Consider the following 22,888-nt stretch of genomic DNA (forward strand, 5'->3'; position numbering starts at 1 on the left):
ACCTTTTGCGTATTAATAAATTTATTAGTGAGACAGGTTACTGCTCCCGCCGAGCAGCCGACAAATTAATTGAAAGTGGTCAGGTGACCATTAATGGCATTAAGGCGGAGCTCGGCAGTCAAGCAGAAGAAGGCGACGATGTTCGAATCAACGGGAAGCCGATTAGTGAGAAGAAAAAGCATGTGTACATTGCGTTGAACAAACCCGTGGGAATCACAAGTACAACTGAACAGCATATTCAGGGGAATATCGTTGATTTTGTTGGGCATCATGAACGGATCTTCCCGATCGGACGTCTAGACAAGGATTCGGAAGGTTTAATTCTGATGACGAATGATGGGGACATCGTGAATCGGATTTTGAGATCCGAAGGTCGTCATGAAAAGGAATATATTGTAACGGTTGATCGGACAATCACACCAAGCTTCCTCAGGGGAATGAGCACCGGTGTTAAAATCCTAGGTGAAATGACGCTGCCTTGCACCGTAACTAGAATGACAGACCGTGTGTTCCGTATTATTTTGACGGAAGGCAAGAACCGTCAAATCCGGCGGATGTGCAGTGCTTTCGGATATGAGGTTCGCAAGCTGAAGCGGATTCGTATCATGAACATTCATCTTGGAGAGCAGGCAACAGGAACATGGCGGGAGCTTACAACTGCTGAAAAAGCAGAGCTGGGCGGCTTACTGGACTATTCGCTGGAATAAGGAATACTGAATATGAAACGGGTGAAGGCCCGCCTTAACATTAGCACGAATGAAAAAGCATTGTTTCCTTTAAGAGGAGACAATGCTTTTTAGTTTAAATACAGAAGGGCACCCATATACTCGACGCCTCAAAAAAGAGGAAAACCGCTCTCCATCAATTTCAAGGAGAACGGTCTTAAACTCATTCCGTGCTGAAGGACTGCTAATTGCCGCCATTCACGGATTTTACATTCGCATTGTTACTTTGATACTTCCGGATAATGGACACTTCTACACGCCGATTCTGTGCTCTTCCGATGTTTGTATCATTGCTGGCGATTGGATGATACTCCCCGTAACCACTAGGTGTGAACTTGGAAGGATCAAGCTGCGGGTTCAGCAACAGGATTTTCAGAAAGTTCAGAGCACGATCTGCACTCAAATCCCAGTTATCCTTATATTGGTTATTGGAAATGGGAATATTATCGGTATGGCCGGATACGACAACTTCATACTCAGGGAACTCTTGCAGCATGCTAGAGATCGCCTTGGCCAGTGAACGTGATTCAGGCTTCACATCTGCTCGCCCAGAGGAGAATAACGCTTTATCACTGATGGTGATCTTGAGTTCAGACTGGTTGAGTTTGGTATTCAGTTGGTCTGATAGTCCATTCTGAGAAATATACTTGTCGAGTCGCTTCTTGAGTTTTTCCAGATCTTCCTGTTCCTTTTGGGCCATCTGGGCATCCGTAATCTGCGCAGGAGTTTTCTTTGTGATTTCCTTGGGTATTTCCTTGTTCTTGCCTAAGTCTGTACTGGAGTCCGTTGGATTCATTGACGTGTGATCCAGAACACCGGAACCTCCGTTGAGTGCACTGCTTAGTGCAGAGGCCATTTGCTCGAATTTGGCAGCATCCAGTGAACTCATGGAGAACAGGGTGATGAACAAGGCGAGCAACAAGGTCATTAAGTCGGAATAGGGAAGCAACCAACTTTCATCAATATGCTCCTCATGCGGTTCGTGTTTTTTACCCTTTTTCACCTGATGATCCCTCCTTCTCTTCCAGTTGTTTACGTTCGGAAGGTGTCAGGAATACGGATAACTTTTGGTTGATGGCAATAGTAGATACGCCAGATTGAATAGACAAGAGTCCTTCAACCATCATCAACTTGATTTCCATCTCTTTCTTGGACATCCGCTTCAGCTTGTTGGACATCGGGTGCCATAACACGTAACCACTGAAGATACCCAGAAGGGTTGCGATAAATGCCGCTGCAATCGCATGAGAGAGCTTCTCCATGTCACTGAGGTCGGCGAGTGCCGCAATCAGGCCTACGACAGCCCCTAGAACCCCGAGGGTTGGTGCATACATCCCCGCTTGAGCGAAGATCAGTGCGCCGCCGCGATGTCGTTCTTCGGTCGCATGAATATCTTCCATCAGTACATCACTGACGAATTCCTGGTCGTTACCGTCAATAATCATCCGCATACCGCTGCGAAGGAACTGATCATCAATCTCTTCTACTTTTGATTCCAGAGCGAGCAAACCTTCACGACGGGTAGTGGAAGCCCAGTCCATAAATGTGCCAATTAGAGAAACGCGGTCAATCAGTTCTTGCTTCTTGAAAAGGATACCGAATAACTTCGGGATCTTCTTAACTTCAGACATAGGAAACGCCATAAAGATGGTTCCTGCCGTACCAACGAAGATAATAACGTATGCTGCCGGGTTATTAACGAGGTTGATCAGCGGAGCACCCTTCAAAAACATACCGAGTACAAGGGAGACTAACCCCAAAACTAGTCCGATAATCGTTGAAATTTCCATCATACACCTCATCCATGAGATAAAATTGAATCCTTTCAGGCGGCAGAATTCGGGCTTCCAGACGAAGGTTCTGCTGCAATCCGTTGCATGTCTGGCAACCTCCATGGCTACCGAAAACGAATGAAACGGTCATGTATAGTATTTATCGACCAGATGGGCTTTTTTTTTAAGGGTTATTTTCAGGTATAATAAGATCAAATCCGCCTTTTACAAGGTGAGTGGGAGTGAGAAGTCAATGGGCGTAAAGCATGGACGTGATTATGAAGGAATATTGACAGATTTAACAGTGGCCATAGGACGCATACCGGATCGCTATGTTTTCTTTGAAATGGATGCGGAAGAGTGGGGGAGACTAGGGGAACCGGGACAGCTTGAGGTGGACGAAGCGCTGGCGGAGGACTTGTTCTACGCGCTTGGAGAGGAATCCGTCATTCCGGTTGGGAGCGGTGTGGTGATCCATGACAAAGACCAACACCGGATCCATATTTTGATTGGAGAAGAAGAGCTAACCTTTGTACCTCTAATTTAACATGTGTAGTAACGATAAAACCTTGCGCTTCAAGGCACTGAGCCATCTGTTCTATGGATTTTGGTGCTTTGACGTGGTAAGATGATACTCATGAAAAAGGCGCCGCTGGGCGGTGGCCTGCCTTTTAGGCTGTATGGGCAGCATGTAAAGGTGCCGATGGTCATGTGGATGTAAGTCCGCGATGTCTCATCATATGGGGAGGAAGATAACGCATGGTTTTTACGCAAGAGGAAGTCGAAGCTCATCTGGGAAGGCTGGAAGGCTGGGAGCTGGAAGAGGGACGGTGGATTGTCCGCAAATTTGTGTTTTCTAACTATATGAAAGGGATTGCTTTTGTGGATGAAGTCGCTGCGATTTCGGAAGCATTCAATCATCACCCTTTTATTACTATTGATTATACAACGGTTACACTGCGTCTTACGTCTTGGGATGCAGGTGGCATTACATCGGTAGACATCAAAGAAGCAGAGCAGTACAACGAAGCTTTTGAGAAAATGAGAACATAATAATCTGCACCAACGTCGTCTGCAGGATGATGTTTGTCATGCATACCAAAAGAGGCTCTTGCCTCCCTAACGGGAGGATGGAGAGCCTCTTTGATGCCTTGCGCGCAAAAATGCTTATTTCTTCTCTGCCAGCCACATCGCGATGTGGGCAATTTCCTCGTCCTGCAGTCTGCCTTTGAAAGAAGGCATGCCACCTTTACCTTTGACAATGGTGGAATAGATTTTCTCCACATCATCCTTACTACCGATGTTTGCAAGAGCTGGGCCTACGCCACCTTGAAGCTGATCGCCGTGACAGGAAATGCAGTTGGCTTTCACTAACGTCTCAGCCTGTCCAGCATCCATAGCCACTTCAGGCATGCTTGGTTTGGCTTCCTGCTCCACTTCCTCTTTACCTGGAAGCGTAAACATTAAAACAATAGCTAAAGCACATGCTGCAAAAAATACCCCGCTCATGATCCATTTGTGCATCCCTTATGTCCCCTCCAGAATGAAAGATCATCTAACTCAAACTAATCCCTATCATTATAACGGAAGCCGTCGTTACATCATAGCATTTTGTGGTAATTTTTTGAACTAATCACAAAAGAGAGACAAATTGAAACCATTTAATCGTGAGTTTACTCTCTTGGGCCTTCATAAACCATGCAATGGAAGGGCTTTAAACCACTAGGAGTTTGGCGTTCATATGTATCCTGGATGACAAATCCGCTCTTCAGATATACCTGAATGGCACGGTTATTCCAAGTGAGCACTTCAAGATCAATCTCATTGGATGGATTGCGGCGGATGGCCTCTTGTACAATCGCAGTAACGAATGCTTTACCAAGACCTTGACCACACAGATCGGGGCGCATACCGAGACCGATTCGTGTGACATGCTGGAGCGGAAAATATTGTGCAAACCCATAAACCTGGTCATGTTGATCCAGGATAATGGCATATTGTTGTTGTCTGAGCTGTGCATCACCGAACTCGACTTCGAGTACTTTCATCTGTTCCCAAGGAAGCCAGCTATAGATATTGTAAGGTGGGGCGTATTTCCAGCCACATATAAGTTCAGCATGTTCTTCTTGCATCGGTACAACATGAAGTATCAAAGAGGCTTCATTCTTCATATAACAGTGCATGCTCCTTTCTTCAATATCCGTATCATTGTTCACTCTACAAAAGAGCTGTGTATTAGGCAAGTCTTCATATGATCAAATAAAAATTGAAACAAAAGTCGTGATCATTCCGTTTATATTATAACAGGCTGGGTAAAAACATGATAAGGGCACGGACAAACGAAAGCAGGCGAACGTGTTAGTTCACATACACACCATGACTTGCAACATCGGGAACTACACAGAGTCAGAAAGCATAAAAAAACCGCCGGATACATTCCTGCGGAGAATGTACCGGGCGGTTCTGTTTATACTTCGTATTTCGTTACAGTAGAGTTACATGGTTCCAACATCATGTTGATTACAGCTTGTACCTAGTCAAGGGCCAGTGACTCATAATCGTCCGTGCTCATGATCCGTTTAGCGCCAACGTAGCGGTTAGCCCAGTAGTTCTCACTCAAAGAGCTGATCGTTACACCTTTGGAAGAAGAAGAATGTGCAAACTTGCCACTTCCTACAAAAATGCCTACGTGTGATATACCTTTACCTGTTGTGTTGAAGAACACCAGATCTCCAGGTCTCATCTCCATGCGAGATACGGAATCACCCATGTCGTATTGGGAGCTAGATTGACGAGCCAAATCAATACCTAATTTGTCGAATACATACCGTGTGAATCCGGAGCAGTCAAAACCGTCAAGCGTTGTTCCTCCGCTTTTGTATGTAGTTCCCATTGCTGAATCAATTACTTTATCCATCTTAGAATCTGCAAATGCGCTGCCTGCTCCAAGTGATAATGCAAATGTGAGGCTAAGTACTGCTGCGGTCAGTTTCTTCTTAAACAAGTGATATACCCCTTCCAACGCCTGCGAGGTTAGCTTAAGGATTCGGTTGAAGGTCCCCTATGATCCCTCTGTTTCAAGATCAATTCACCCATAACTGGTTCCCCCGCTTCCCAGGTGCCAGGAATTTGGCTATGCTAGTTATGCACCTGAAAAATGAAAAGAAAATTTAATTTTAAGGATTTAATTTAAAGTTGTTACAAATAAGGATTTAAAGATTACAAAGTTGTTACTAAAAACTCACTGCGCTTATTGTACCAGAGGCTTAGTACTTTGGCAACGTTTAGCAGTAAAATTAACAAAAAAAACCTCGACCTTTGACGGGGAAAGGTCGAGGTTTGCGTATTTATACGTAATAACCAATGAAATGTTTAATATAAGATGGTAACATTTCTTTATTTTTGAAAGCGATCTCAGACGGCGTGTAACATTTTAGTTCAACGTATATGATTTTCATGTCTGGTAGATGTGGACTGCCATAAACGGAAATGACTACATACTTTCCACATACTGAGTAGGCTTCGAGCAAGCGGATAGGATTGTTGCAGGATTAATCCGGATAGTCCTGTCAAGAACCAGGAAGCGGAAGTGAATGCACCAAAGACCACTAAATGCACAACTCCCAGCACCAGCGCAATGCCGATGACAGCAAAGATGCGGCGCACAGCAATCCACAGTCCCTTGAGCGTCCCGTGAATTCGCCCTTCTGCTTCCGGGTCAGAAATACCAAACTGCATGTAGAGCACTGCATGATGTACAATCCAGCCATAAATAATCCAGCCTGCTACATATGGAATGCCGGGAAGTAATAAATGAAGAGAATGAAAACTGTCCATTATTGTAGAAAACAATTTGGGCAGAAGCCAGTATGCAGGCAAGAACATGAGAAAGGTACGTATCGTGTGTAGCAATATCATGGGTTTCCATAACGTTTTGATGCCCCGAATAAAAGGAATGCGTTCTTCAGTAGATTGATAATGTTGCAGGGAGTAGAGTAACCCGGCCTGAATAAGTGGACTGATCAGCAGGCGAAGCAATAACATGCCGCCCAAAATCCACAGATAACGCTGGACCTCCGGACCGGACAGGCTGAGCTGGCTTTCCATTTTAAATAAAAGTGTGCTTAGCTCGCCGACATCATCCGTTGGATAACGTAGTAATAGAGGAACGACAGCCGATTGAACCAACCGGTAGATGAAATAACCCCAAGTTAATTGATAGATAAACAAGAGTGCGGCAATAAACATATGCTGACGGACAAGAAACCAGCCTTCACGAATTTTTGCTTTCACTGTCTCCACCTCACCATGACAGACCTCCGAATATGGCTTCAATTAGTTTCGTAGCACTCATGTTCCAGCGGGATTTGACTTGCTCGTCCAGTCCGGTTCTCAGGAAATTGTTCATATGGCGATTTTCGAGCACGATGTCATACAAAGGGTCAGTCATGGCCCAGGTGACAGGAGATGTATATGTCAGTTTATAGGTGACGCGCTCCTCGCGGCCATCCCAGTGTTTGGTTACGATATGGCCGTCCTCAAACGCAATCCGAACAGGAACCTTGGGAAAGTCACTGCCTTTTTTGATAATGGTGACAGAGGACTCGTACATTTTTTTGCCGTCCTTCTCTATAGAAGAAACGTTGATCTTCTCTACAGCAAAATCGGCCATGCCGTTCCGGTAGACATATTGGTCAAAGTAATCCGCCCAGGAGGTGCGGGTGACTTGCTCAACCACCTTTTGAAAATCACCCGTTGCAGGATGTTTAAAACGATATTTTTTTACATACGTCGAAAGGATTCGTTCCATGGTCTTCGCTCCGACTTGCTGTTCAATGCCGAGTAGCACCAGTTTGCCCCTTGTGTACACGTTGGAAGCATATTGATTCTGTGAGTCAAACTTCCACGAGGGCTGTGTTAGAGGAGCCGGAGATGTGATCAGACCTGATTGTACCGGTAGATTCGGAATCAATCCGTATTCCTGTTCCATCAGTTTATCTTCTGCATAGGAGGTGAACCCTTCATCCAGCCAGGCCTCCTCAAACTCATTGCTCGCAACCATGCCGTAGAAGTATTGATGTCCAATTTCATGAACAACGGTGCGTTCCAGATCGTAACCCGGTGTTGTGTCATCGGCCCCAAAGGCTGTAATAAGAGTCGGGTACTCCATGCCTCCGGCCCCGTTTGCGGCTTTTGGCGGAACCACGATAGATAAGGTGGCATAAGGATAGGGGCCAAACCACTTGCTGTAATTCGTTAATGCGGCTTTGGCAGCAAAGAGATACCGCTCCTTCAGATCCTGATGTGCCGGATCAAGGTAGAGTTTAATGCGTACACCGGGCACGTTGGGGGCAGAGAAGGGCTCCTCCGCATACACAAAATCAGGTGAGGCTGCCCAAGCGAAATCATGCACATCATCGGCATAAAATTGATACACTTTCTCACCATTCTTCAAGGTTGCCTGCTGCGTGGGGAATCCGGTTGCTGCCACCTTGTATGTTTCGGGTACTCGGATACGCACACTGTAGATACCGAAGTCAGCATAGAACTCGGAGTTCCCGTGATACTGATGCAGGTTCCAGCCTTCTATGGTACGGCCCCGTCTTCCAACAGGCTCGTAAGCACTGAGTTTAGGAAACCACTGGCCTGCCATGACAAAATCATCTGTTTTGCCCATCCTTGCGAAAATTTTGGGTAAACTTACTTCAAACGATGTGCGTATTGTGATGCTTTCCCCGCCCTTGACGGGTTTAGGGAGACGAACCTTAATCAGTGTTTTGTCTTTGATGTTCCCGTCATCCGGCTGTACATACTGCATCCGGTGTAGCAGAGAGAGCCCATCCTCCGTCTGCATGTCAGTAAATTTCATGGAGCCATAACCATCTGTAGGCATGACATCGCCGCGAAGCTTACCGCCCGATTCTTTCATAAATGTAGTATCCGCAGAGGAGAATGCATTAGGGTACATATGAAAATAAAGTTCGTTCACCGTTTTTTTGCCCGGATGAGTCCATGTTATGGTCTGTGTGCCTTGCAGTTTGTTCCCCTCGTTCAGCTTCACATCCATGTGGTATTCAACCACACGATTGCTGTATACCTCGGCTGTAGGGGATTGTACACTTTCCGGGGGGGCGGGCGCTCCGTTTTTGGCTGGAGGCTTGCCCGATTCTGGAGCGAGTACGGGTAACTCAGATGAAATGGAGCGATTGTAACCGAGTGTGATCCATACCCCTCCGGCAAACAGGCATAAGGCCAGGGATATGATGAGCCAGCTCTTGGCGCGTCGTGGAATCATCGTTCAATACCTCCCGTTGACAAGCATCTACAGCATGTATATGTTTGCATTGGGCCAATTATTAGTTAAAATATTTGTATCAACTCTTGGAGGCTATGAACATGGACCAAAATGAGCAAAACGGCAAGAAACAGATTGCCTTGAATATCGTGAGTGCAAAGAGCAAGCATAAAGGCTTTGGTTCAGGCTCTATTGATCTGAACAATCTTTCTCCGGTCATCATTGACCAGGGCGAAGCGAAAATCGACATCGGTGCCATGCACGCGAAGAGTAAAGTGGAACGAGGCATTAAATTTTCAACGAATCGTGAAGACGTTCCGAATGGACGTCAGGTATGGCTGGTATGGGTTGCTGTGGATCGTACAGAGCAAGGACAGTTGTATGGCGGGGCAACGGCATGTGAGATGTGGATTGACACGGAAGCCAAACGGGGGTGGAAGCTGCTCGCGGATCACGTCAACCGGATGGATTATGCGATGAAACGCCGATTTATGCTGGATGAGCTGGGACCGCAAGACAAAGCGGCACTGAAGACTCTTCTGATCTCTCATAATGAAGAATGGTGGAATGCTTCCCCGGATGAATTGAAAGAGGCACTTGCCTAACGGGAAAAAAGAAAAAAGCAACAAGCCCCGAACCGGCAGGTTATCCGGTTTCGGGGCTTGCTTTATTTCTGTGATGAAGATGTAGCGAAGGCTTCATACAGTCGCCTGCATATTTATGAATCCTCCATGCAAATATATGGAGTCTGTTAAACCGGCCATCTTCTTGACGCAATCAAGTCATTACGGATATGCGTCATTCTGTCATTCTACCCACCAGCGTTTGAAATCACTCCACCAAGAACGCTTCTGCTCCTGTACCCCTTTTTGGTTCTGTGCTTCGCGCGCCTTATCGTCCTGAGGATTGTCCAGTGGCTCCGTCTCGCCACGGCAGACTTCAGTCGGCTCCGTTCCCTGAATAAACACTTCCAGCCGTTTCTCTTCGCAGCCGTTACCAGCGAGTTTTCCGGTTTCCGGGTTAATGTAGACACTCACGACCTGATCAGGTACAGAGAAGATTTTTGGGGGGACACTTGCAAGGGCTTGTTCCGTAAACTGAGCAAAGATCGGGGCTGCGCGTCGGCCATCGGATGTCGAGATCGCTTTGCCCTGATCATAGCCCACCCATACAGCGGTGGACAGCTCTGGGGTGAATCCAACCAACCAGGCATCCGTATTGGTTGTTCCTGTTTTGCCAGCCACCGGACGTTTGATGGTGGCAGATACCCGATTGCCTGTGCCTCCGTTCTCAAAAACACTCTCCATCAGACGTGTCAGTACGTAGGCTGCTGCCGGTTCCACCACGGTGTCTGCTTTGGTCTGCGGAGATTCATACAACACACGCCCTGCCGCATCCGTCACTTGTAAAATAGCTACGGGTGGTGTCCGTTGTCCTCCAGCAGCAATAACGGAGAAGGCGGAGGCCATCTCCAGCGGACTGACAGGTGAAGTACCCAGTGCAAGAGAAGGGACAGGACTCAGCTTGCTTGTAATACCGAGCTTTTGAGCCATGTTTACGACTTGTTCTGGACTGATCTTCATAATCGTGTTGACCGCGTAGATGTTATCAGATGCAGCGATGGCTTGGCGAAGATCAATCTCACCTAAATATTTATCGCCGAAGTTGCCGGGTTTGTACGTTTTGCGGTCATTATCGTAATGGAACAAGGTAGGCTGGCTGTTGAAAATAGATGCACTGGTAAGCTGCTTCGATTCGAGAGCAGCGAGATACATAATCGGCTTAAAGGCTGATCCCGGCTGGCGTGTTGTTGTCAGCACATGGTTGATCTGATTGGTACGATAATTTTTGCCACCAACCATCGCTTTAATGTAACCGGTGCGCGGGTCAATCGACACGAGTGCGGTCTCCAGCTCGCTTTTCGCATCCATACCTTTGACAACCGCCATTTCCGCAGCCTTCTGCACTCGTAAATCCAGTGTCGTGTAGATGTTCAGCCCGCCGTGATCCAGCATCGCTTCGCTGATGCCAAGCTCCTTCACTGCAAGACTTCGAATGTAGTCGCGGAAATACGGTGCGTTCTCCACCGTCTTGCGCTCGCCCTCGGGTTTGAAGTTCAGCATTTCTTCGTAGGCGGAGTCCGCTTGTTTTTGCGTAATTTTACCCGTTTCAATCATGGCTTTCAGCACAATCTTCTGTCGATCCTTGGCATTTTTCATATGATTGTAGGGGGAATAATAAGTCGGTCCCTTCGGAATACCCGCAAGCATAGCGCTCTCCGCCAGATCAAGTTTCTTTGCGGATTTGCCAAAATACATCTGCGCAGCTGCCTCAATGCCGTAGGCACCGTGACCATAATAGATTTCATTTAAGTACATCTGTAAAATTTCATCTTTGCTGTATTTCATCTCAAGCTGAGCGGTATACATTGCTTCCTTGGCTTTGCGTGTCCAGGTTTTCTCATGGGATAGGTAGAGGTTACGCGCAAGCTGCTGTGTTAGCGTACTGGCTCCCTGAGACATTCGCATGTGCTGGATGTTGACAAGGACAGCTCGTCCCATGCCCTGAATGTCGAATCCGAAATGCTGCCTGAATTTACGATCCTCTACGGCTAGTGTAGCGTTCACCAAATCAGGGGTAATATCCTGAAGTTGAACGGGAATCGAATCCTTGCCGCCAGCGGAAAATGTGGCAATCACCTCGCCCTGGCTATCTAGTAGTCTGGAGTTGCGATCCGAGTCAGCCAGGGGAAGGCTGGTGGCGTATAGATATACCAGAATAGCAGCTGTGGCAATCAGGCCGAGCGCCATAAGTATGGATAGATATTTGATGAATTGGAGTGCACGGAACCCGCGTTTGCGGGTCTTAACACTTGGCTTGTTCATGGAACGGGCTCCTCTCTTTTCTTTCCAGTATGGGACTGGAATAACCGGGATATTCAATTGGGCTGCGAAGTGAACAAATTCTGGCCAATTTTGGCCTGAAAACCGTTTTACAGTTGAATCGTCTATCGCGTATAATGCAAAAGGGTAATGAAAAGGTAGGGTTCGGCACAACATACTAAAGCATGTGTGGACGAACAGACCAGTGATTATGCATTTTAAAATGATCACTCATTACTTTTACGGAAAGAAGGTAGCGATCATGGAATTGTGGTTTACAGAGAAGCAGACCCCTGTGTTCGGCATTACCGCTAAGATTAAGCAGACTTACGTCACGGAGCAAACGGATTTTCAGGATCTCGCGATGGTTGAAACCGAAGAATTCGGCAATATGCTTGTACTGGACGGCATGGTGATGACGACGGTTAAGGACGAGTTTGTATATCATGAAATGGCGGCACATCCGGCCTTGAACACTCACCCAAATCCGAAAAAAGTGCTGGTGGTTGGCGGCGGTGACGGCGGTGTAATCCGTGAAGTCATCAAACATGCGGCTGTAGAAAAAGCAGTTCTCGTCGAAATTGACGGTAAAGTGATCGAATATTCCAAAATGTATTTACCTGAAATCGCCGGCAAGCTTGATGAGCCGAACGTTGAAGTGCTCGTTAACGATGGTTACATGCATATCATTGAACATAAAGATGAGTACGATGTTATTATCGTAGACTCAACAGAACCTGTAGGCCCAGCTGCTCCGCTCTTCGAGCGTGGTTTCTATCAGGGGATCTATGAAGCACTCAAAGAAGACGGGATCTTCGTTGCCCAGACGGACAACCCTTGGTTTAAGGCGGATCTGATCCAGAAGGTGAACAAAGATGTCAAAGAAATCTTCCCGATCGTACATGTGTACGGCTGTAATATTCCAACCTACCCAAGTGGTCTATGGACATTTACCATGGGCAGCAAAAAGCATGATCCACTTGAGGTAGACGAGGCTCAAATTCCGGAGATGGATACGAAGTATTACTCTCCGCGTCTGCACAAAGCGGCATTTGTACTTCCAAAATTCGTGGAAGATTTAACGAAATAAAGGGGAAATGAAGATGAAACTGGATCAAGCTTATTCAGGAAACGTATTTATTTGCAGCTCTGAGGATTATGAAAATTCGAAAGCGGTCATCTACGGTATGCCGATGGACTACACCGTCAGCTTCCGTCCGGGTTCCCGTTTCGGCCCGGCTCATATCCGTCAGGCATCGGTTGGACTTGAAGAGTACAGCCCGTATCTGGATAAAAGTATCGTGGATATGACTTATTTTGATGCGGGAGACCTGCTTTTGCCGTTCGGCAACGCGGGACGCAGCCTTGAGGTTATCCATGAGTACATCGGCAACCTGCTGGCAGATGACAAGTTCCCGATTGGCCTGGGCGGCGAGCATCTGGTGACATGGCCCGTGATTCAACAGATGTACAAGAAATACCCGGATCTGATCCTGATCCACATTGATGCACACGCAGACCTTCGTGAACACTATGAAGGCGAGCCTCTGTCTCACTCCACACCTGTGCGTAAAGCTGCTGAACTGATGGGCGGTCAAAATATTTATCAATTCGGTATCCGTTCCGGCTCCCGCGAGGAATTCCAGTATGGTCGTGAGAACATTAACTTCTACCCGTTTGAAGTAGCGGCTCCAATGAAGGAAGCTCTTCCGAAAATGGGCAACCGTCCAGTTTATGTAACGATCGACATCGACGTGCTTGATCCGTCTGCTGCACCAGGAACTGGAACAGCAGAAGCTGGCGGAATCACATCCAAAGAACTGCTTGAAGCGGTTCATATGATTGCTGGATCGGATGTGAACGTTGTTGGCTGTGACTTGGTGGAAGTAGCACCAATCTATGATCCGACACAACAGACACAGATCGTAGCTGCCAAGTTGATTCGTGAAATGCTGCTTGGATTCGTGAAGTAAGTGAACTTAACTTCTGTTTCAAGCTATGTTATACTGGAAACAGAAGTGTTAGTAATATATTTAATTAATATATTGTGGTCGTGAAGTATAGGATCTGCGGGTTCAACCATATACTAAATAAAGAGCCATTACCGCGCCAACGGTAATGACTCTTAGGACCCGAAAGGCTGTGGATTGCCACGGCGTGCAAGAATTAAATAATGCTATTCAAGCAAAACCCACCGTCAGGCGATCAACCTTATGAGGTGGGTTTTTGCTTGTTACGAAACTTTTTACGCAACCAAAGGTAAAGCCTTCGTCCACTCAGCACAATGCTGAGGATCGCAGCAATCCACCGGATTACATCAAGCAACGCCACAAGTTTGACCATCGACGTCACCCCCTTTCGGACAGCAACGCCGTGATCATAAAACATCCACACTCAATCATAAGTCCATACCTCTAATTATAGCACATACGTTCCTATTACTCTATAGAAGTGAGGTGGAGATTATATGTATGCCATTCGAGCACATTTGAGTATGTTCCCCAAATGGTTTGTTACCATTACAACCATATTTATTATTCAACTGGTTGTAGCCATGACAGGTTATTCTAATTTCAGCTTTATGCTTGTAAATCTGGCAATGTTATTTGGTGCTTATTCCATCAGGGAATATAAATCCAGTAAAATCTCTTTCGCTTTATGTCTGATCCTAAGTATCAGTTTTGTTATGATGGCTATTCAGTCTTATTCATTGTCATAAGAATTAATGGAGACAGAGACACATAACGTATTGCAAACCACCTTTAACCAGATGAACTCCATCATGGGTAAAGGTGGTTTTTGTTTTTTATCTTGCAAAATTGTCATCTGCTTTCACCCGAATTGTTACGTTATGATGCGCGATTTGGGGTAAAACGATAGAAGGAGGTGTTACCAATGAGAATCAAGACAACCAAGAACACCAAGACATGGAAACGAGCAAGCGCGATAACTCTAGTGCTTACACTATTATGGGGAATGGGACAGGCTCATACATTACCTGATGCTAGCGCAGCACCTTCAACCGTAACATGCGGCACAGGAGATCATGGGCTATCGTCGGAACTAAAAAAAGGCAGTGGCGTGGAAGAACAGCAATTGCAATTCACGGATATCGACTTTTTGACTCCAAACACTGGACGAGCTGCAGGTCAAGGGTTTCTGATCGGTACCTCCAATGCAGGGTGTACCTGGCAATCCATATATACCGGGCAGTGGCAGTTCAAACAGTTGAACTTTCCGAACAATGTTAACGGCTATGCACTTGCAGGAACGAAAGATTCTTCTACAACATATCTCATACGTACGGACGATGGGGGTTCACACTGGAAAAGACTGAGTACACCAGGTGTTCCGCCGTTCAAGCGGATTGATTTCGGGGATAAAAATACGGGCTATGGATACACCTATAACGGAGCATATCGAACTGCGAATGGCGGTATGACATGGAGTAAAATAACTACACCAGCCAACACTAGAGCCGCTACATTTATTACAGATAAGCTGGGGTATGCTGTTGTAGTTGTACCCGGGACAGGCTATAAGATCGAGAAGACAAGTAATGGAGGCAAGAGCTGGAATACAGCTCTTCAGGTGAAATCCGGTACGTGGAACGGAGCAGACCTGTATGCAAATGGATCTCAGGTATGGGCTATCCTATATGGAGATGCAGGCATGTCCCAGCAATCCTACTCCCTGTATGCGAGTGGTGATCAAGGAGAGAGCTGGAGGCAGGTTTTCACTCAATCGACAGCAGGCGCAGGGCCGGCCCCCGGTGCCAATCAAGATGGCAAAGGAACCGGACCGGCTAATCCCGGTGGACATCCAGGCAACATGGCACTGATTGGTAAAAAGACCGCTTATCTCTCTGCTGGATCGCCAGCGGCAGACAAGGTTGGAATTGGGCGTTCCTTTGATGGAGGTTCCACGTGGAAAAACATTGATCTGAAAGCTCAAGGCTATAGCTCCCGTATCTCGTTCCCTACAACCAAGATCGGCTGGCTTGTTGTGACAAGTACGAACGCACCTGCCGTTTATGCAACAACAGATGGTGGAATAACCTGGTCAGCAAAAATTTTATTTCGCTCAGAACAGAATTAATAAATTATATAATGAATTAATATATTAGCTAATTCATAGTGAAAACGATCTATGTGTATTTTTAATTGAATTTAAATGATGTAACCTCATAATGAGCCCTTTTCCTGAGATTTGATATGGAAAAGGGCTTTTTTTTCAGGAAACAAAAGGGTTGAAACCTGTCTCGAAACAGGTTATTGTAAGCGTTGACAACATATTTCAAGGAGGTTGAAATAATGGTTAATGTTATTTTAAAGACTGATTCAGATAAAGGATTAATAAATCGCAATATATATGGTCACTTTTCCGAGCATTTGGGACGTTGTATTTATGAAGGCCTCTGGGTGGGTGAAGATTCACCTATTCCAAATACAGAAGGTATTCGGAACGATGTACTTGCGGCACTTCAGAAGCTGAACATTCCTGTGCTTCGCTGGCCAGGTGGTTGTTTTGCTGATGAATATCACTGGAAGGATGGTGTAGGGCCAAAAAGTGAACGTGCACGCATGATTAATACCCACTGGGGTGGCGTGGAAGAGAATAACCATTTTGGTACACATGAATTCATGAGGCTGTGTGAACTGCTGGGGGCAGAACCTTATATCAGCGGCAACCTAGGCAGTGGAACCGTGCAGGAAATGCAGGAGTGGGTAGAGTACATTACGTTTGATGGTGAGTCTCCTATGGCGAACTGGCGGAAGCAGAACGGCCGGGAAGAACCGTGGAAGCTGAAGTATTTTGGCGTCGGCAATGAGAACTGGGGCTGCGGTGGCAACATGCGTCCAGAGTATTATGCGGATGAATATCGTCGTTACGCTACATATGTACGTAATTATTCAGAAAATCAGATTTACAAAATTGCTTGTGGACCGAATGACAGCAACTATGAGTGGATGGAAGTGTTGATGAGAGAAGCAGCCCGTTTCATGGATGGCATTAGCCTTCATTATTACACGATTCCGACAGGTGTATGGGAAGATAAAGGGAATGCTACCGGTTTTGGAGAGGCTGAATGGTTCACTACATTGAAAAAAACGCTGTTTATGGATGAATTACTTGTAAAGCACTCCGAGATCATGGACAAATATGATCCGGAAGGCCGAGTAGGCATTATCGTAGATGAGTGGGGGACATGGTACAACGTTGAACCAGGAACCAATCCGGGTTTTCTATACCAGCAGAATACCATGCGGGATGCAGTACTTGCGGCGGTGAACCTGAACATCTTCAATCAGCATAACAAACGGGTGCATATGGCGAATCTGGCTCAGATCGTTAATGTACTTCAATCGCTTGTGTTTACTGAAGGGGATAAAATGATCCTGACGCCGACGTACCATGTGTTCGATATGTATCAGGTCCATATGGATGCACAGCGTCTAGATCTCAGTTATGAGAGCCCGGGGTATACATTTGGTGAGGAGACGATTCCGCAACTTAGTCTGTCTGCATCACGGAACAAAGATGGAGTTATTCATGTGACAGGATGTAATCTCAGTCATACGGATGAGCTTGAAGTAGTCGTGCAACTGGAGGCAGGTCAAGCGGCAAGCGTATCGGGACAGTTGCTCCATAACACTGACTTTGGGGCATTTAATACGTTTGAACAGCCAGATCAGGTGAAACTTGTAGCTTGGGAAGGGCTTGTTTTGGAGAATAATACATTGCGTTTTGTGTTACCTCCGGCTTCCGTTGGTGTGGTCGCTGTTCAGGGTTAAGGTATGAAGCCTAGCAATCACCAATACCAACAGCAGCCCCGTGAGGGAAGAAACGAACCCTGTAAGGGTTGTGACAGCCAGTATGATATTCATATCAGTGATGCCAAAATGGCCCGTCTGGTGGAGATCGCTTCACGCTCACGCACTACGGTAGAGGATGAGGAGTATGAGCGTCGCCTTGCGATCTGCTCAGGCTGCCCTGATCTGCAATATGGAACAACATGCCGGCACTGCGGCTGCCTTGTACAAGTGCGCGCGAAACTGGCCGATTCCACCTGTCCCTATCCGTATGCATCGCAGTGGGCATGAACAGAGTTCATCATTTTATGTTTGAAACTGGGTAAACAAGTATGTTGTTATATTGCCTAGATACGTTTCATTATAATGTAGTAAGAGAGCAAGCCCAATGAAGCAAAGTGGCAAAGTGAATGAAGTCAGACAGCCAGATGATGAAGCAAGATAACGAGATAGATGTGAATTAAGGGAGGGCTGCACGATACGGGTGCAGCTCTCCTTTTTGATGTCATAACAAAAAAACTCTGAATTTGGATTTGAATTGAGCGGGTGAACTGGATATAGTTATACAGTAGAGTGTAGGAGAGCAAGTTTATTCGGAATATGAGCGTGTATAGCGACACAACCATTCAGGAAGGGCTGTTCTCACCAGCTGTCCTGATTTTGCGTCGCCTCGAATATAATGGAGGTTAACATTCATGTCGAAGATGCGACCGGTTCAGATCCGGCTGCACAGCCGTTATGAAGGGGAAGATGTACTTCAGGAAATGCAAGGAGAAGCTGTGGTCAAGGGAGCATACTTGTATGTTCGTTACGAAGAGCCACAGGCTGGACCCGAGGGAGGCATCACTCGTACAACATTGAAGCTGGGCGGACAATCCATCAAGATTATACGTCATGGTGAGGTGGAGTCGGAGCAGACGTTTGAATTAAACCGAAAGCTTCCAGGTTTCTACCGTTCACCATATATGTCGTTTACCCTGTCCACGCATACACAGAAGCTGGAACTTTCCATTCAGGGATTGAGCGCACGCGCAGCGTGGAGCTACGACTTTTACCGCTTTGATGAAGAAGCCGGACATTTTGCGATTAGTTTGCATATACAGGAGGAACCAAATTCATGACACGTAATCCACTAGATACGATTAACGAACGGGTAAGTACAGCCATTGGCAATGCGATTGTTGCTGCTGGCATCGTAACACAGGAAGAGCTTCCAGCTATTACGCTTGAAGTGCCGCGCGAGAAGTCCCATGGTGATCTGGCTACCAATGCAGCGATGCAGTTGACCAAGATTGCCAAACGGAACCCTCGTCAGATTGCCGAGGAAATCATCGCTAACCTGAATCTTGCAGAAGCCGGAATTGAAAAGGCGGAGATTGCGGGACCAGGATTCATTAACTTCAAATTGAACAAGAGTTATCTCTATCCCGTGCTTAACTTGGTGCATGAGCAAGGAGAGAACTACGGAAGAATTGATGTTGGAGCGGGGAAAAAGGTGGAGATGGAATTTGTCAGCGCCAACCCGACAGGCAGTCTGCATCTGGGCCATGCCCGTGGAGCAGCTGTAGGGGATGCCCTGTGCAACATCCTCGATTACGCAGGTTACGATGTAACTCGTGAATATTACATTAATGATGCGGGTAACCAGGTATTTAATCTGGCCCGTTCTATTGAAGCGCGTTATCTGCAAGAGCTGGGTCAAGAAGCTGAAATGCCGGAAGATGGATACCATGGTGAAGACATTAAAGGTTTCGCGAAGGAACTGGTTGCTGAAAAAGGAGACAGCTTGCTGTCTATGCACCCGGGAGATCGCGCAGCATACTTCCGTGATTATGGTCTGGAGAAAGAACTGGACAAGATCAAACGCGACCTGAACCGCTTCCGTGTGAACTTCGATATCTGGTTCAGCGAAACATCGCTGTATGATAACGGTGAAGTGCTTCGCGTGCTGGACGAGCTACGTGACCGCAACGAGATTTATGAAAAAGACGGCGCAACTTGGTTGAAAACGATGCAATATGGTGACGACAAGGAACGGGTGCTGATCAAAAATGACGGTACGTACACCTACCTGACGCCGGATATTGCATATCACCGTGATAAATATTCCCGTGGTTATGACACAATGATCAACATTTGGGGAGCGGATCACCATGGCTATATTCCGCGTATGAAAGCAGCAATGCAAGCGCTGGGCAACGATCCGGACAAGCTGGTAGTTTTGATTGCACAGATGGTTAGCTTGTTCCAAAATGGCGAGAAAGTAAAAATGTCCAAACGTACAGGTAAAGCTGTAACGATGGAAGACCTGATGGACGAAGTTGGCATTGATGCCATTCGTTATTTCTTCACGATGCGTAGCATGGATTCCCATCTGGACTTTGACATGGATTTGGCGATTTCGACATCCAATGAAAATCCGGTATTCTACGTACAATATGCACATGCGCGTGTGTGCAGTGTGTATCGTCAAGCCGAAGAGCAAGGTATCGAGTTGTTGCCACTGGCACAGATCGATCTGTCCAAGCTGACTACCGAGCACGAGTATGACCTTCTTCGTAAAATGGGAGAATTACCTGAAGAGATCGCTGCAGCGGCTACAGGTTATGCGCCGCATCGCATCATTCGTTATGTCTACGAACTGGCATCCCTGTTCCATAGTTACTACCGGGCTGATCGCGTCATTACCGAAGACGCGCAGCAGACCCAGGCGCGCCTGGCGCTGATCGGTGCCGTTCGCACCGTCATCGCGACAGCGCTCCGTCTGGTGGGCGTATCCGCACCAGACAAAATGTAATCCCTTCGGCCAAGCGGCGGGCAGCTTCCTGCCGCTCGGCCGAAGGCAAAGTCTCCATGCCCCGCGCGAGCAGTTGCTAACGCGCGCGGGCATGGAGACTTTTTTGTGCCCGTGGCTGGCGGTGGCCAGCACCTGGCCTTTACGGGTACTTGCGATGCTCGCCAAGTACCCGTAAAGGGCTCAGGCTTGCCGCCTGCCGCGGCACCCAGCAGTGCCCTGCCATCGGCACAGCCGCAGGGCACTGCTTCAAGAGCAGGCTCGGTTGTGCCTGCTCTCGCTCTTGCCTGCTGCGCAAGGCGTGCCCGGCAGTGGCCGGCACCCGTTGCTGCGCAGCACAGGTGCTGGCGGCGTGTAGCATGCGCCGCCAAGTCACCCCCCGCCCTCTTGCATCAGCTTGAGGGCGTCTAGCTCGCCACCGCGGACTTTACTCTTCGCGGTGGTGCTTTTACGGGCGCGCAGCGGAACCGTCGCGCGCTTCACAAGCGTCTTGATCTCGGCTGGAGACAAGCCGGGATGTTTGGCGAGCAGCAATGCGATTGCGCCGCTCACATGGGAGGTGGCCATGGATGTTCCACTCATCTCATGGTGCTTGCCTTGCACCCAGGAGGACACAATTTTGTCCCCGGGAGCATAGACGTCCACATAAGCACCGCGATTGCTGAATGAAGCAATACGTCTGTTTTTGTCGGTAGCCCCAACCGAGATGGTCTGCGGATATCGAGCAGGATAATCGATGCTGCGGCGCTTGCCGTCATTTCCTGACGAAGCCACAATGACGATTCCTGCTTGATATGCACGGTTGACCACATCAAGCAAAGATTTACTTCGTGTTTTCATACCGAAACTCATATTGATAATATCCACCTTGTTGCGTACACACCAGTCGATGCCGAGTACGATGTCCGAGACATAAGCGGAGCCGTTGTGATCAAAGGCTTTGACGGGGTAGATTAATGAACGCGGGGCAACGCCGATCATGCCTTCGGTACTGTTGGCTGCGGCAATGGTTCCTGCAATATGGGTACCGTGACCGTTGTCATCATGGGGAAGCAAGCTTCGGTTCAACAGATTAATGCCACGGGCAAGGGAGTATCGTAGATCAGGGTGATGGTAATCTGCTCCTGTATCAATAACACCAATTTTGATTCGGTGTCCTGTTGAAACAGACCATACTTTAGGGGCTCGAATTTGCTTCACACCCCAGGGTATGCCTTGAGGGGTGCTGGGTTTGTTGTGGAGTGCAGTAGAATGCAGCGAGACAGGAGTGTCTTCCTCTAACGTAATGTCGTCCCCGTATCGATATAACACGTCCGGGCTCTGGACAGGAGCGATGAGAGTTCTGGCAAGCCTTGAGGTTCGAACGCCTCCCAGATCGGTGAATTCATTGCGCATTCGGGATAATTCAACGAGACAGGCCTCGTACTGCTGCGGTTTGGCGAATCGAATCAGATAACGTCCCCCGTGTTCAGGTTCGGGGCATCTCATTCCGTCAATCAACTGATGCAATAAACCGGTATAGTCCATTATGGGCTGCCCCCTTCGGGATGAACATGCTGAGGTATTCTATGAATGCGCTCATCCCGGCGCATGGGGAACTTGCCCTTTTTTTATAAAAACACATTCTCTCCGTGTCAAAACGGGCGCAGGTACATATGATGGATGGAGGGCTAGAGGGCTCTTGCGGGGAACCTGGTGAGGAGCAATCCTACGAGGGTATACAGTCAGAAGGCGGAGGGGACTCCGTCTTTTACATATGGTTTGGGCTTTTGTTCATAGAGATAGCGTACATATTATTCATTGCTTCCTTATCATTCTGTCTCTCGAAGTGAGAAGATCGGGATATGGATCAAAGGACGGATGTGTAAATATGGGACATGCTTACATAAAAACTTGCTTTTTAACGCTAAATAGGTTTTACTTAGGTTTGTTAATGGATATGTTATACGTAACGATCCAGTTTGCAGGGGATATAAAGTGAATTATGTGTGAGAGGAAGTGTCTTCAGTGAGTACCTCGCTCAATTTGAAAATTGATAAAGAAAAGGTAAGAGAGATCCCTTTGGTGGATCTGGCCTTTATGGTGCTGAAAGCGGCAAACACGCCGTATTACTACCGGGATTTGATGAATGAGGTAGCGAAACAGCGCGGAATGACAGATGAAGAGATCAACGAGTATATCGCCCAGCTGTATACCGAAATTAATATCGATGGCCGTTTTGCTTGCGTCGGTACGAGTCTTTGGGGATTGAAACGCTGGTATCCGGTTGTTGGATCGGAAGATTCCATGACGGGTGCGAAGCGTCCGCGTATCATCAACGATGAAGATGATGATCTGGAAGACGAAGACTTCGGTGAAGAGGACGACAGCTACAACAGTGACGAAGACTTCGACAGCACAGATGATGATCAAGACGAAGATGAAGACGAAGATGACGATGATGATGACATCTTTGATGAAGAAGACAGTGAAGAAGAAGTGCTGGTTGAAGATGACGATTTGGAAGACGAAGACCTCGAAGAAGACGAAGAAGAGTCCGAAGACGAGGATGAATTTGACGACGATTCCGATAATCGGTAATCCTTTTTGCTGACGAAAAATTGCCCG

General features: G+C 47.2%; 23 protein-coding genes and 1 riboswitch. Of the genes, 13 read left to right on the top strand and 10 right to left on the bottom strand.

The window, feature by feature from the left end; genetic code table 11:
* Window positions 1–5: 5 nt before the first annotated feature.
* The gene (locus MHI38_RS16760; RefSeq protein ID WP_154892140.1) at window positions 6–707 is read left to right on the top strand and encodes a pseudouridine synthase; all 702 of its coding nucleotides are present in this window, start codon (window positions 6–8) and stop codon (window positions 705–707) included.
* 202 nt (window positions 708–909) lie between these two features.
* Here the strand turns inward: MHI38_RS16760 and motB are convergent, their stop codons facing one another.
* A complete protein-coding gene (motB, locus tag MHI38_RS16765; RefSeq protein ID WP_154892139.1) occupies window positions 910–1,728 on the bottom strand; it encodes a flagellar motor protein MotB in 819 nt (272 codons plus the stop codon).
* Entirely contained in the window at window positions 1,715–2,515 is an 801-nt protein-coding gene (gene motA, locus MHI38_RS16770; RefSeq protein WP_090924884.1) for a flagellar motor stator protein MotA, read from the bottom strand. The genes motB and motA overlap by 14 nt, the downstream gene beginning before the upstream one ends.
* A gap of 235 nt (window positions 2,516–2,750) precedes the next feature.
* Here motA and MHI38_RS16775 point away from each other — a divergent pair, with 235 nt between their 5' ends.
* Together MHI38_RS16775 and MHI38_RS16780 are read left to right on the top strand one after the other, a co-directional pair.
* Window positions 2,751–3,044 (top strand): hypothetical protein, encoded by a 294-nt coding sequence (locus MHI38_RS16775; protein WP_154892138.1) that lies wholly within the window; start codon window positions 2,751–2,753, stop codon window positions 3,042–3,044.
* A gap of 212 nt (window positions 3,045–3,256) precedes the next feature.
* Window positions 3,257–3,550, top strand: coding sequence for a 4a-hydroxytetrahydrobiopterin dehydratase (locus tag MHI38_RS16780; RefSeq protein WP_090924882.1), 294 nt, complete (start codon window positions 3,257–3,259; stop codon window positions 3,548–3,550).
* A gap of 114 nt (window positions 3,551–3,664) precedes the next feature.
* Here MHI38_RS16780 and MHI38_RS16785 read toward each other — a convergent pair whose 3' ends face one another.
* The 5 genes from MHI38_RS16785 to MHI38_RS16805 all read right to left on the bottom strand — a co-directional run bounded on the left by MHI38_RS16785 (window position 3,665) and on the right by MHI38_RS16805 (window position 8,792).
* A complete protein-coding gene (locus MHI38_RS16785) occupies window positions 3,665–4,021 on the bottom strand; it encodes a c-type cytochrome (protein ID WP_090924881.1) in 357 nt (118 codons plus the stop codon).
* A 149-nt stretch (window positions 4,022–4,170) separates the two neighbouring features.
* A complete protein-coding gene (locus MHI38_RS16790) occupies window positions 4,171–4,668 on the bottom strand; it encodes a GNAT family N-acetyltransferase (protein ID WP_154892137.1) in 498 nt (165 codons plus the stop codon).
* 362 nt (window positions 4,669–5,030) lie between these two features.
* On the bottom strand, window positions 5,031–5,501 hold the full coding sequence (locus MHI38_RS16795; protein ID WP_090924879.1) for a C40 family peptidase: 471 nt from the start codon (window positions 5,499–5,501) through the stop codon (window positions 5,031–5,033).
* 3 nt (window positions 5,502–5,504) lie between these two features.
* A riboswitch (cyclic di-AMP (ydaO/yuaA leader) is annotated at window positions 5,505–5,642 on the bottom strand.
* Between the two features lie 293 nt (window positions 5,643–5,935).
* The gene (locus MHI38_RS16800; protein ID WP_154892136.1) at window positions 5,936–6,790 is read right to left on the bottom strand and encodes a hypothetical protein; all 855 of its coding nucleotides are present in this window, start codon (window positions 6,788–6,790) and stop codon (window positions 5,936–5,938) included.
* A 10-nt stretch (window positions 6,791–6,800) separates the two neighbouring features.
* Window positions 6,801–8,792 carry a M1 family metallopeptidase gene (locus MHI38_RS16805; protein ID WP_154892135.1) on the bottom strand — a complete coding sequence of 664 codons (1,992 nt, stop codon included), beginning with the start codon at window positions 8,790–8,792 and terminating at the stop codon, window positions 6,801–6,803.
* 101 nt (window positions 8,793–8,893) lie between these two features.
* On the opposite strand from MHI38_RS16805, the gene MHI38_RS16810 reads away from it, so the two are divergent.
* Window positions 8,894–9,397, top strand: a complete 504-nt coding sequence (locus tag MHI38_RS16810) for a YwhD family protein (RefSeq protein WP_090924876.1) — start codon at window positions 8,894–8,896, stop codon at window positions 9,395–9,397.
* A 201-nt stretch (window positions 9,398–9,598) separates the two neighbouring features.
* Here MHI38_RS16810 and MHI38_RS16815 read toward each other — a convergent pair whose 3' ends face one another.
* The gene (locus tag MHI38_RS16815; protein WP_154892134.1) at window positions 9,599–11,677 is read right to left on the bottom strand and encodes a PBP1A family penicillin-binding protein; all 2,079 of its coding nucleotides are present in this window, start codon (window positions 11,675–11,677) and stop codon (window positions 9,599–9,601) included.
* Window positions 11,678–11,936: 259 nt separating this feature from the next.
* Here MHI38_RS16815 and speE point away from each other — a divergent pair, with 259 nt between their 5' ends.
* Together speE and speB are read left to right on the top strand one after the other, a co-directional pair.
* Window positions 11,937–12,764 carry a polyamine aminopropyltransferase gene (gene speE / locus MHI38_RS16820; RefSeq protein WP_154892133.1) on the top strand — a complete coding sequence of 276 codons (828 nt, stop codon included), beginning with the start codon at window positions 11,937–11,939 and terminating at the stop codon, window positions 12,762–12,764.
* Window positions 12,765–12,777: 13 nt separating this feature from the next.
* Window positions 12,778–13,647 carry an agmatinase gene (speB, locus tag MHI38_RS16825; protein WP_090924873.1) on the top strand — a complete coding sequence of 290 codons (870 nt, stop codon included), beginning with the start codon at window positions 12,778–12,780 and terminating at the stop codon, window positions 13,645–13,647.
* Window positions 13,648–13,885: 238 nt separating this feature from the next.
* On the opposite strand, the gene MHI38_RS16830 is transcribed toward speB, so the two are convergent.
* Window positions 13,886–14,017: a hypothetical protein gene (locus MHI38_RS16830; protein ID WP_261769680.1), complete on the bottom strand. Its 132-nt coding sequence runs from the start codon at window positions 14,015–14,017 to the stop codon at window positions 13,886–13,888.
* 124 nt (window positions 14,018–14,141) lie between these two features.
* Between MHI38_RS16830 and MHI38_RS16835 the strand changes: the two genes are divergently transcribed.
* The 6 genes from MHI38_RS16835 to argS all read left to right on the top strand — a co-directional run bounded on the left by MHI38_RS16835 (window position 14,142) and on the right by argS (window position 20,284).
* A complete protein-coding gene (locus tag MHI38_RS16835; protein WP_154892132.1) occupies window positions 14,142–14,393 on the top strand; it encodes a hypothetical protein in 252 nt (83 codons plus the stop codon).
* Between the two features lie 176 nt (window positions 14,394–14,569).
* The gene (locus MHI38_RS16840; RefSeq protein ID WP_154892131.1) at window positions 14,570–15,772 is read left to right on the top strand and encodes a WD40/YVTN/BNR-like repeat-containing protein; all 1,203 of its coding nucleotides are present in this window, start codon (window positions 14,570–14,572) and stop codon (window positions 15,770–15,772) included.
* 215 nt (window positions 15,773–15,987) lie between these two features.
* The gene (locus tag MHI38_RS16845; RefSeq protein ID WP_154892130.1) at window positions 15,988–17,469 is read left to right on the top strand and encodes an alpha-L-arabinofuranosidase C-terminal domain-containing protein; all 1,482 of its coding nucleotides are present in this window, start codon (window positions 15,988–15,990) and stop codon (window positions 17,467–17,469) included.
* 3 nt (window positions 17,470–17,472) lie between these two features.
* Window positions 17,473–17,778, top strand: coding sequence for a DUF6171 family protein (locus MHI38_RS16850; protein ID WP_221790080.1), 306 nt, complete (start codon window positions 17,473–17,475; stop codon window positions 17,776–17,778).
* 404 nt (window positions 17,779–18,182) lie between these two features.
* Complete coding sequence (locus MHI38_RS16855) at window positions 18,183–18,608, top strand: DUF1934 domain-containing protein (protein ID WP_154892129.1); 426 nt, start codon at window positions 18,183–18,185, stop codon at window positions 18,606–18,608.
* The gene (gene argS, locus MHI38_RS16860) at window positions 18,605–20,284 is read left to right on the top strand and encodes an arginine--tRNA ligase (protein WP_090924868.1); all 1,680 of its coding nucleotides are present in this window, start codon (window positions 18,605–18,607) and stop codon (window positions 20,282–20,284) included. Before MHI38_RS16855 ends, argS begins: the two co-directional genes overlap by 4 nt.
* A 369-nt stretch (window positions 20,285–20,653) precedes the next feature.
* Here argS and MHI38_RS16865 read toward each other — a convergent pair whose 3' ends face one another.
* A complete protein-coding gene (locus tag MHI38_RS16865) occupies window positions 20,654–21,808 on the bottom strand; it encodes a S8 family peptidase (RefSeq protein ID WP_154892128.1) in 1,155 nt (384 codons plus the stop codon).
* 480 nt (window positions 21,809–22,288) lie between these two features.
* Here MHI38_RS16865 and rpoE point away from each other — a divergent pair, with 480 nt between their 5' ends.
* Entirely contained in the window at window positions 22,289–22,861 is a 573-nt protein-coding gene (gene rpoE / locus MHI38_RS16870; protein ID WP_154892127.1) for a DNA-directed RNA polymerase subunit delta, read from the top strand.
* Window positions 22,862–22,888: the final 27 nt, after the last annotated feature.

Source organism: Paenibacillus sp. FSL K6-1558 (assembly GCF_038002565.1).
Classification (GTDB): domain Bacteria; phylum Bacillota; class Bacilli; order Paenibacillales; family Paenibacillaceae; genus Paenibacillus; species Paenibacillus polysaccharolyticus.

Bases quoted from the DNA above. Each gene is read 5' to 3' on its own strand.
- motA (WP_090924884.1), bottom strand. From the start codon at position 2,515: ATGGAAATTTCAACGATTATCGGACTAGTTTTGGGGTTAGTCTCCCTT.
- MHI38_RS16775 (WP_154892138.1), top strand. From the start codon at position 2,751: ATGGGCGTAAAGCATGGACGTGATTATGAAGGAATATTGACAGATTTA.
- MHI38_RS16780 (WP_090924882.1), top strand. From the start codon at position 3,257: ATGGTTTTTACGCAAGAGGAAGTCGAAGCTCATCTGGGAAGGCTGGAA.
- MHI38_RS16785 (WP_090924881.1), bottom strand. From the start codon at position 4,021: ATGCACAAATGGATCATGAGCGGGGTATTTTTTGCAGCATGTGCTTTA.
- MHI38_RS16790 (WP_154892137.1), bottom strand. From the start codon at position 4,668: ATGAAGAATGAAGCCTCTTTGATACTTCATGTTGTACCGATGCAAGAA.
- MHI38_RS16805 (WP_154892135.1), bottom strand. From the start codon at position 8,792: ATGATTCCACGACGCGCCAAGAGCTGGCTCATCATATCCCTGGCCTTA.
- MHI38_RS16810 (WP_090924876.1), top strand. From the start codon at position 8,894: ATGGACCAAAATGAGCAAAACGGCAAGAAACAGATTGCCTTGAATATC.
- MHI38_RS16815 (WP_154892134.1), bottom strand. From the start codon at position 11,677: ATGAACAAGCCAAGTGTTAAGACCCGCAAACGCGGGTTCCGTGCACTC.
- speE (WP_154892133.1), top strand. From the start codon at position 11,937: ATGGAATTGTGGTTTACAGAGAAGCAGACCCCTGTGTTCGGCATTACC.
- speB (WP_090924873.1), top strand. From the start codon at position 12,778: ATGAAACTGGATCAAGCTTATTCAGGAAACGTATTTATTTGCAGCTCT.
- MHI38_RS16830 (WP_261769680.1), bottom strand. From the start codon at position 14,017: ATGGTCAAACTTGTGGCGTTGCTTGATGTAATCCGGTGGATTGCTGCG.
- MHI38_RS16835 (WP_154892132.1), top strand. From the start codon at position 14,142: ATGTATGCCATTCGAGCACATTTGAGTATGTTCCCCAAATGGTTTGTT.
- MHI38_RS16840 (WP_154892131.1), top strand. From the start codon at position 14,570: ATGAGAATCAAGACAACCAAGAACACCAAGACATGGAAACGAGCAAGC.
- MHI38_RS16845 (WP_154892130.1), top strand. From the start codon at position 15,988: ATGGTTAATGTTATTTTAAAGACTGATTCAGATAAAGGATTAATAAAT.
- MHI38_RS16850 (WP_221790080.1), top strand. From the start codon at position 17,473: ATGAAGCCTAGCAATCACCAATACCAACAGCAGCCCCGTGAGGGAAGA.
- MHI38_RS16855 (WP_154892129.1), top strand. From the start codon at position 18,183: ATGTCGAAGATGCGACCGGTTCAGATCCGGCTGCACAGCCGTTATGAA.
- argS (WP_090924868.1), top strand. From the start codon at position 18,605: ATGACACGTAATCCACTAGATACGATTAACGAACGGGTAAGTACAGCC.
- MHI38_RS16865 (WP_154892128.1), bottom strand. From the start codon at position 21,808: ATGGACTATACCGGTTTATTGCATCAGTTGATTGACGGAATGAGATGC.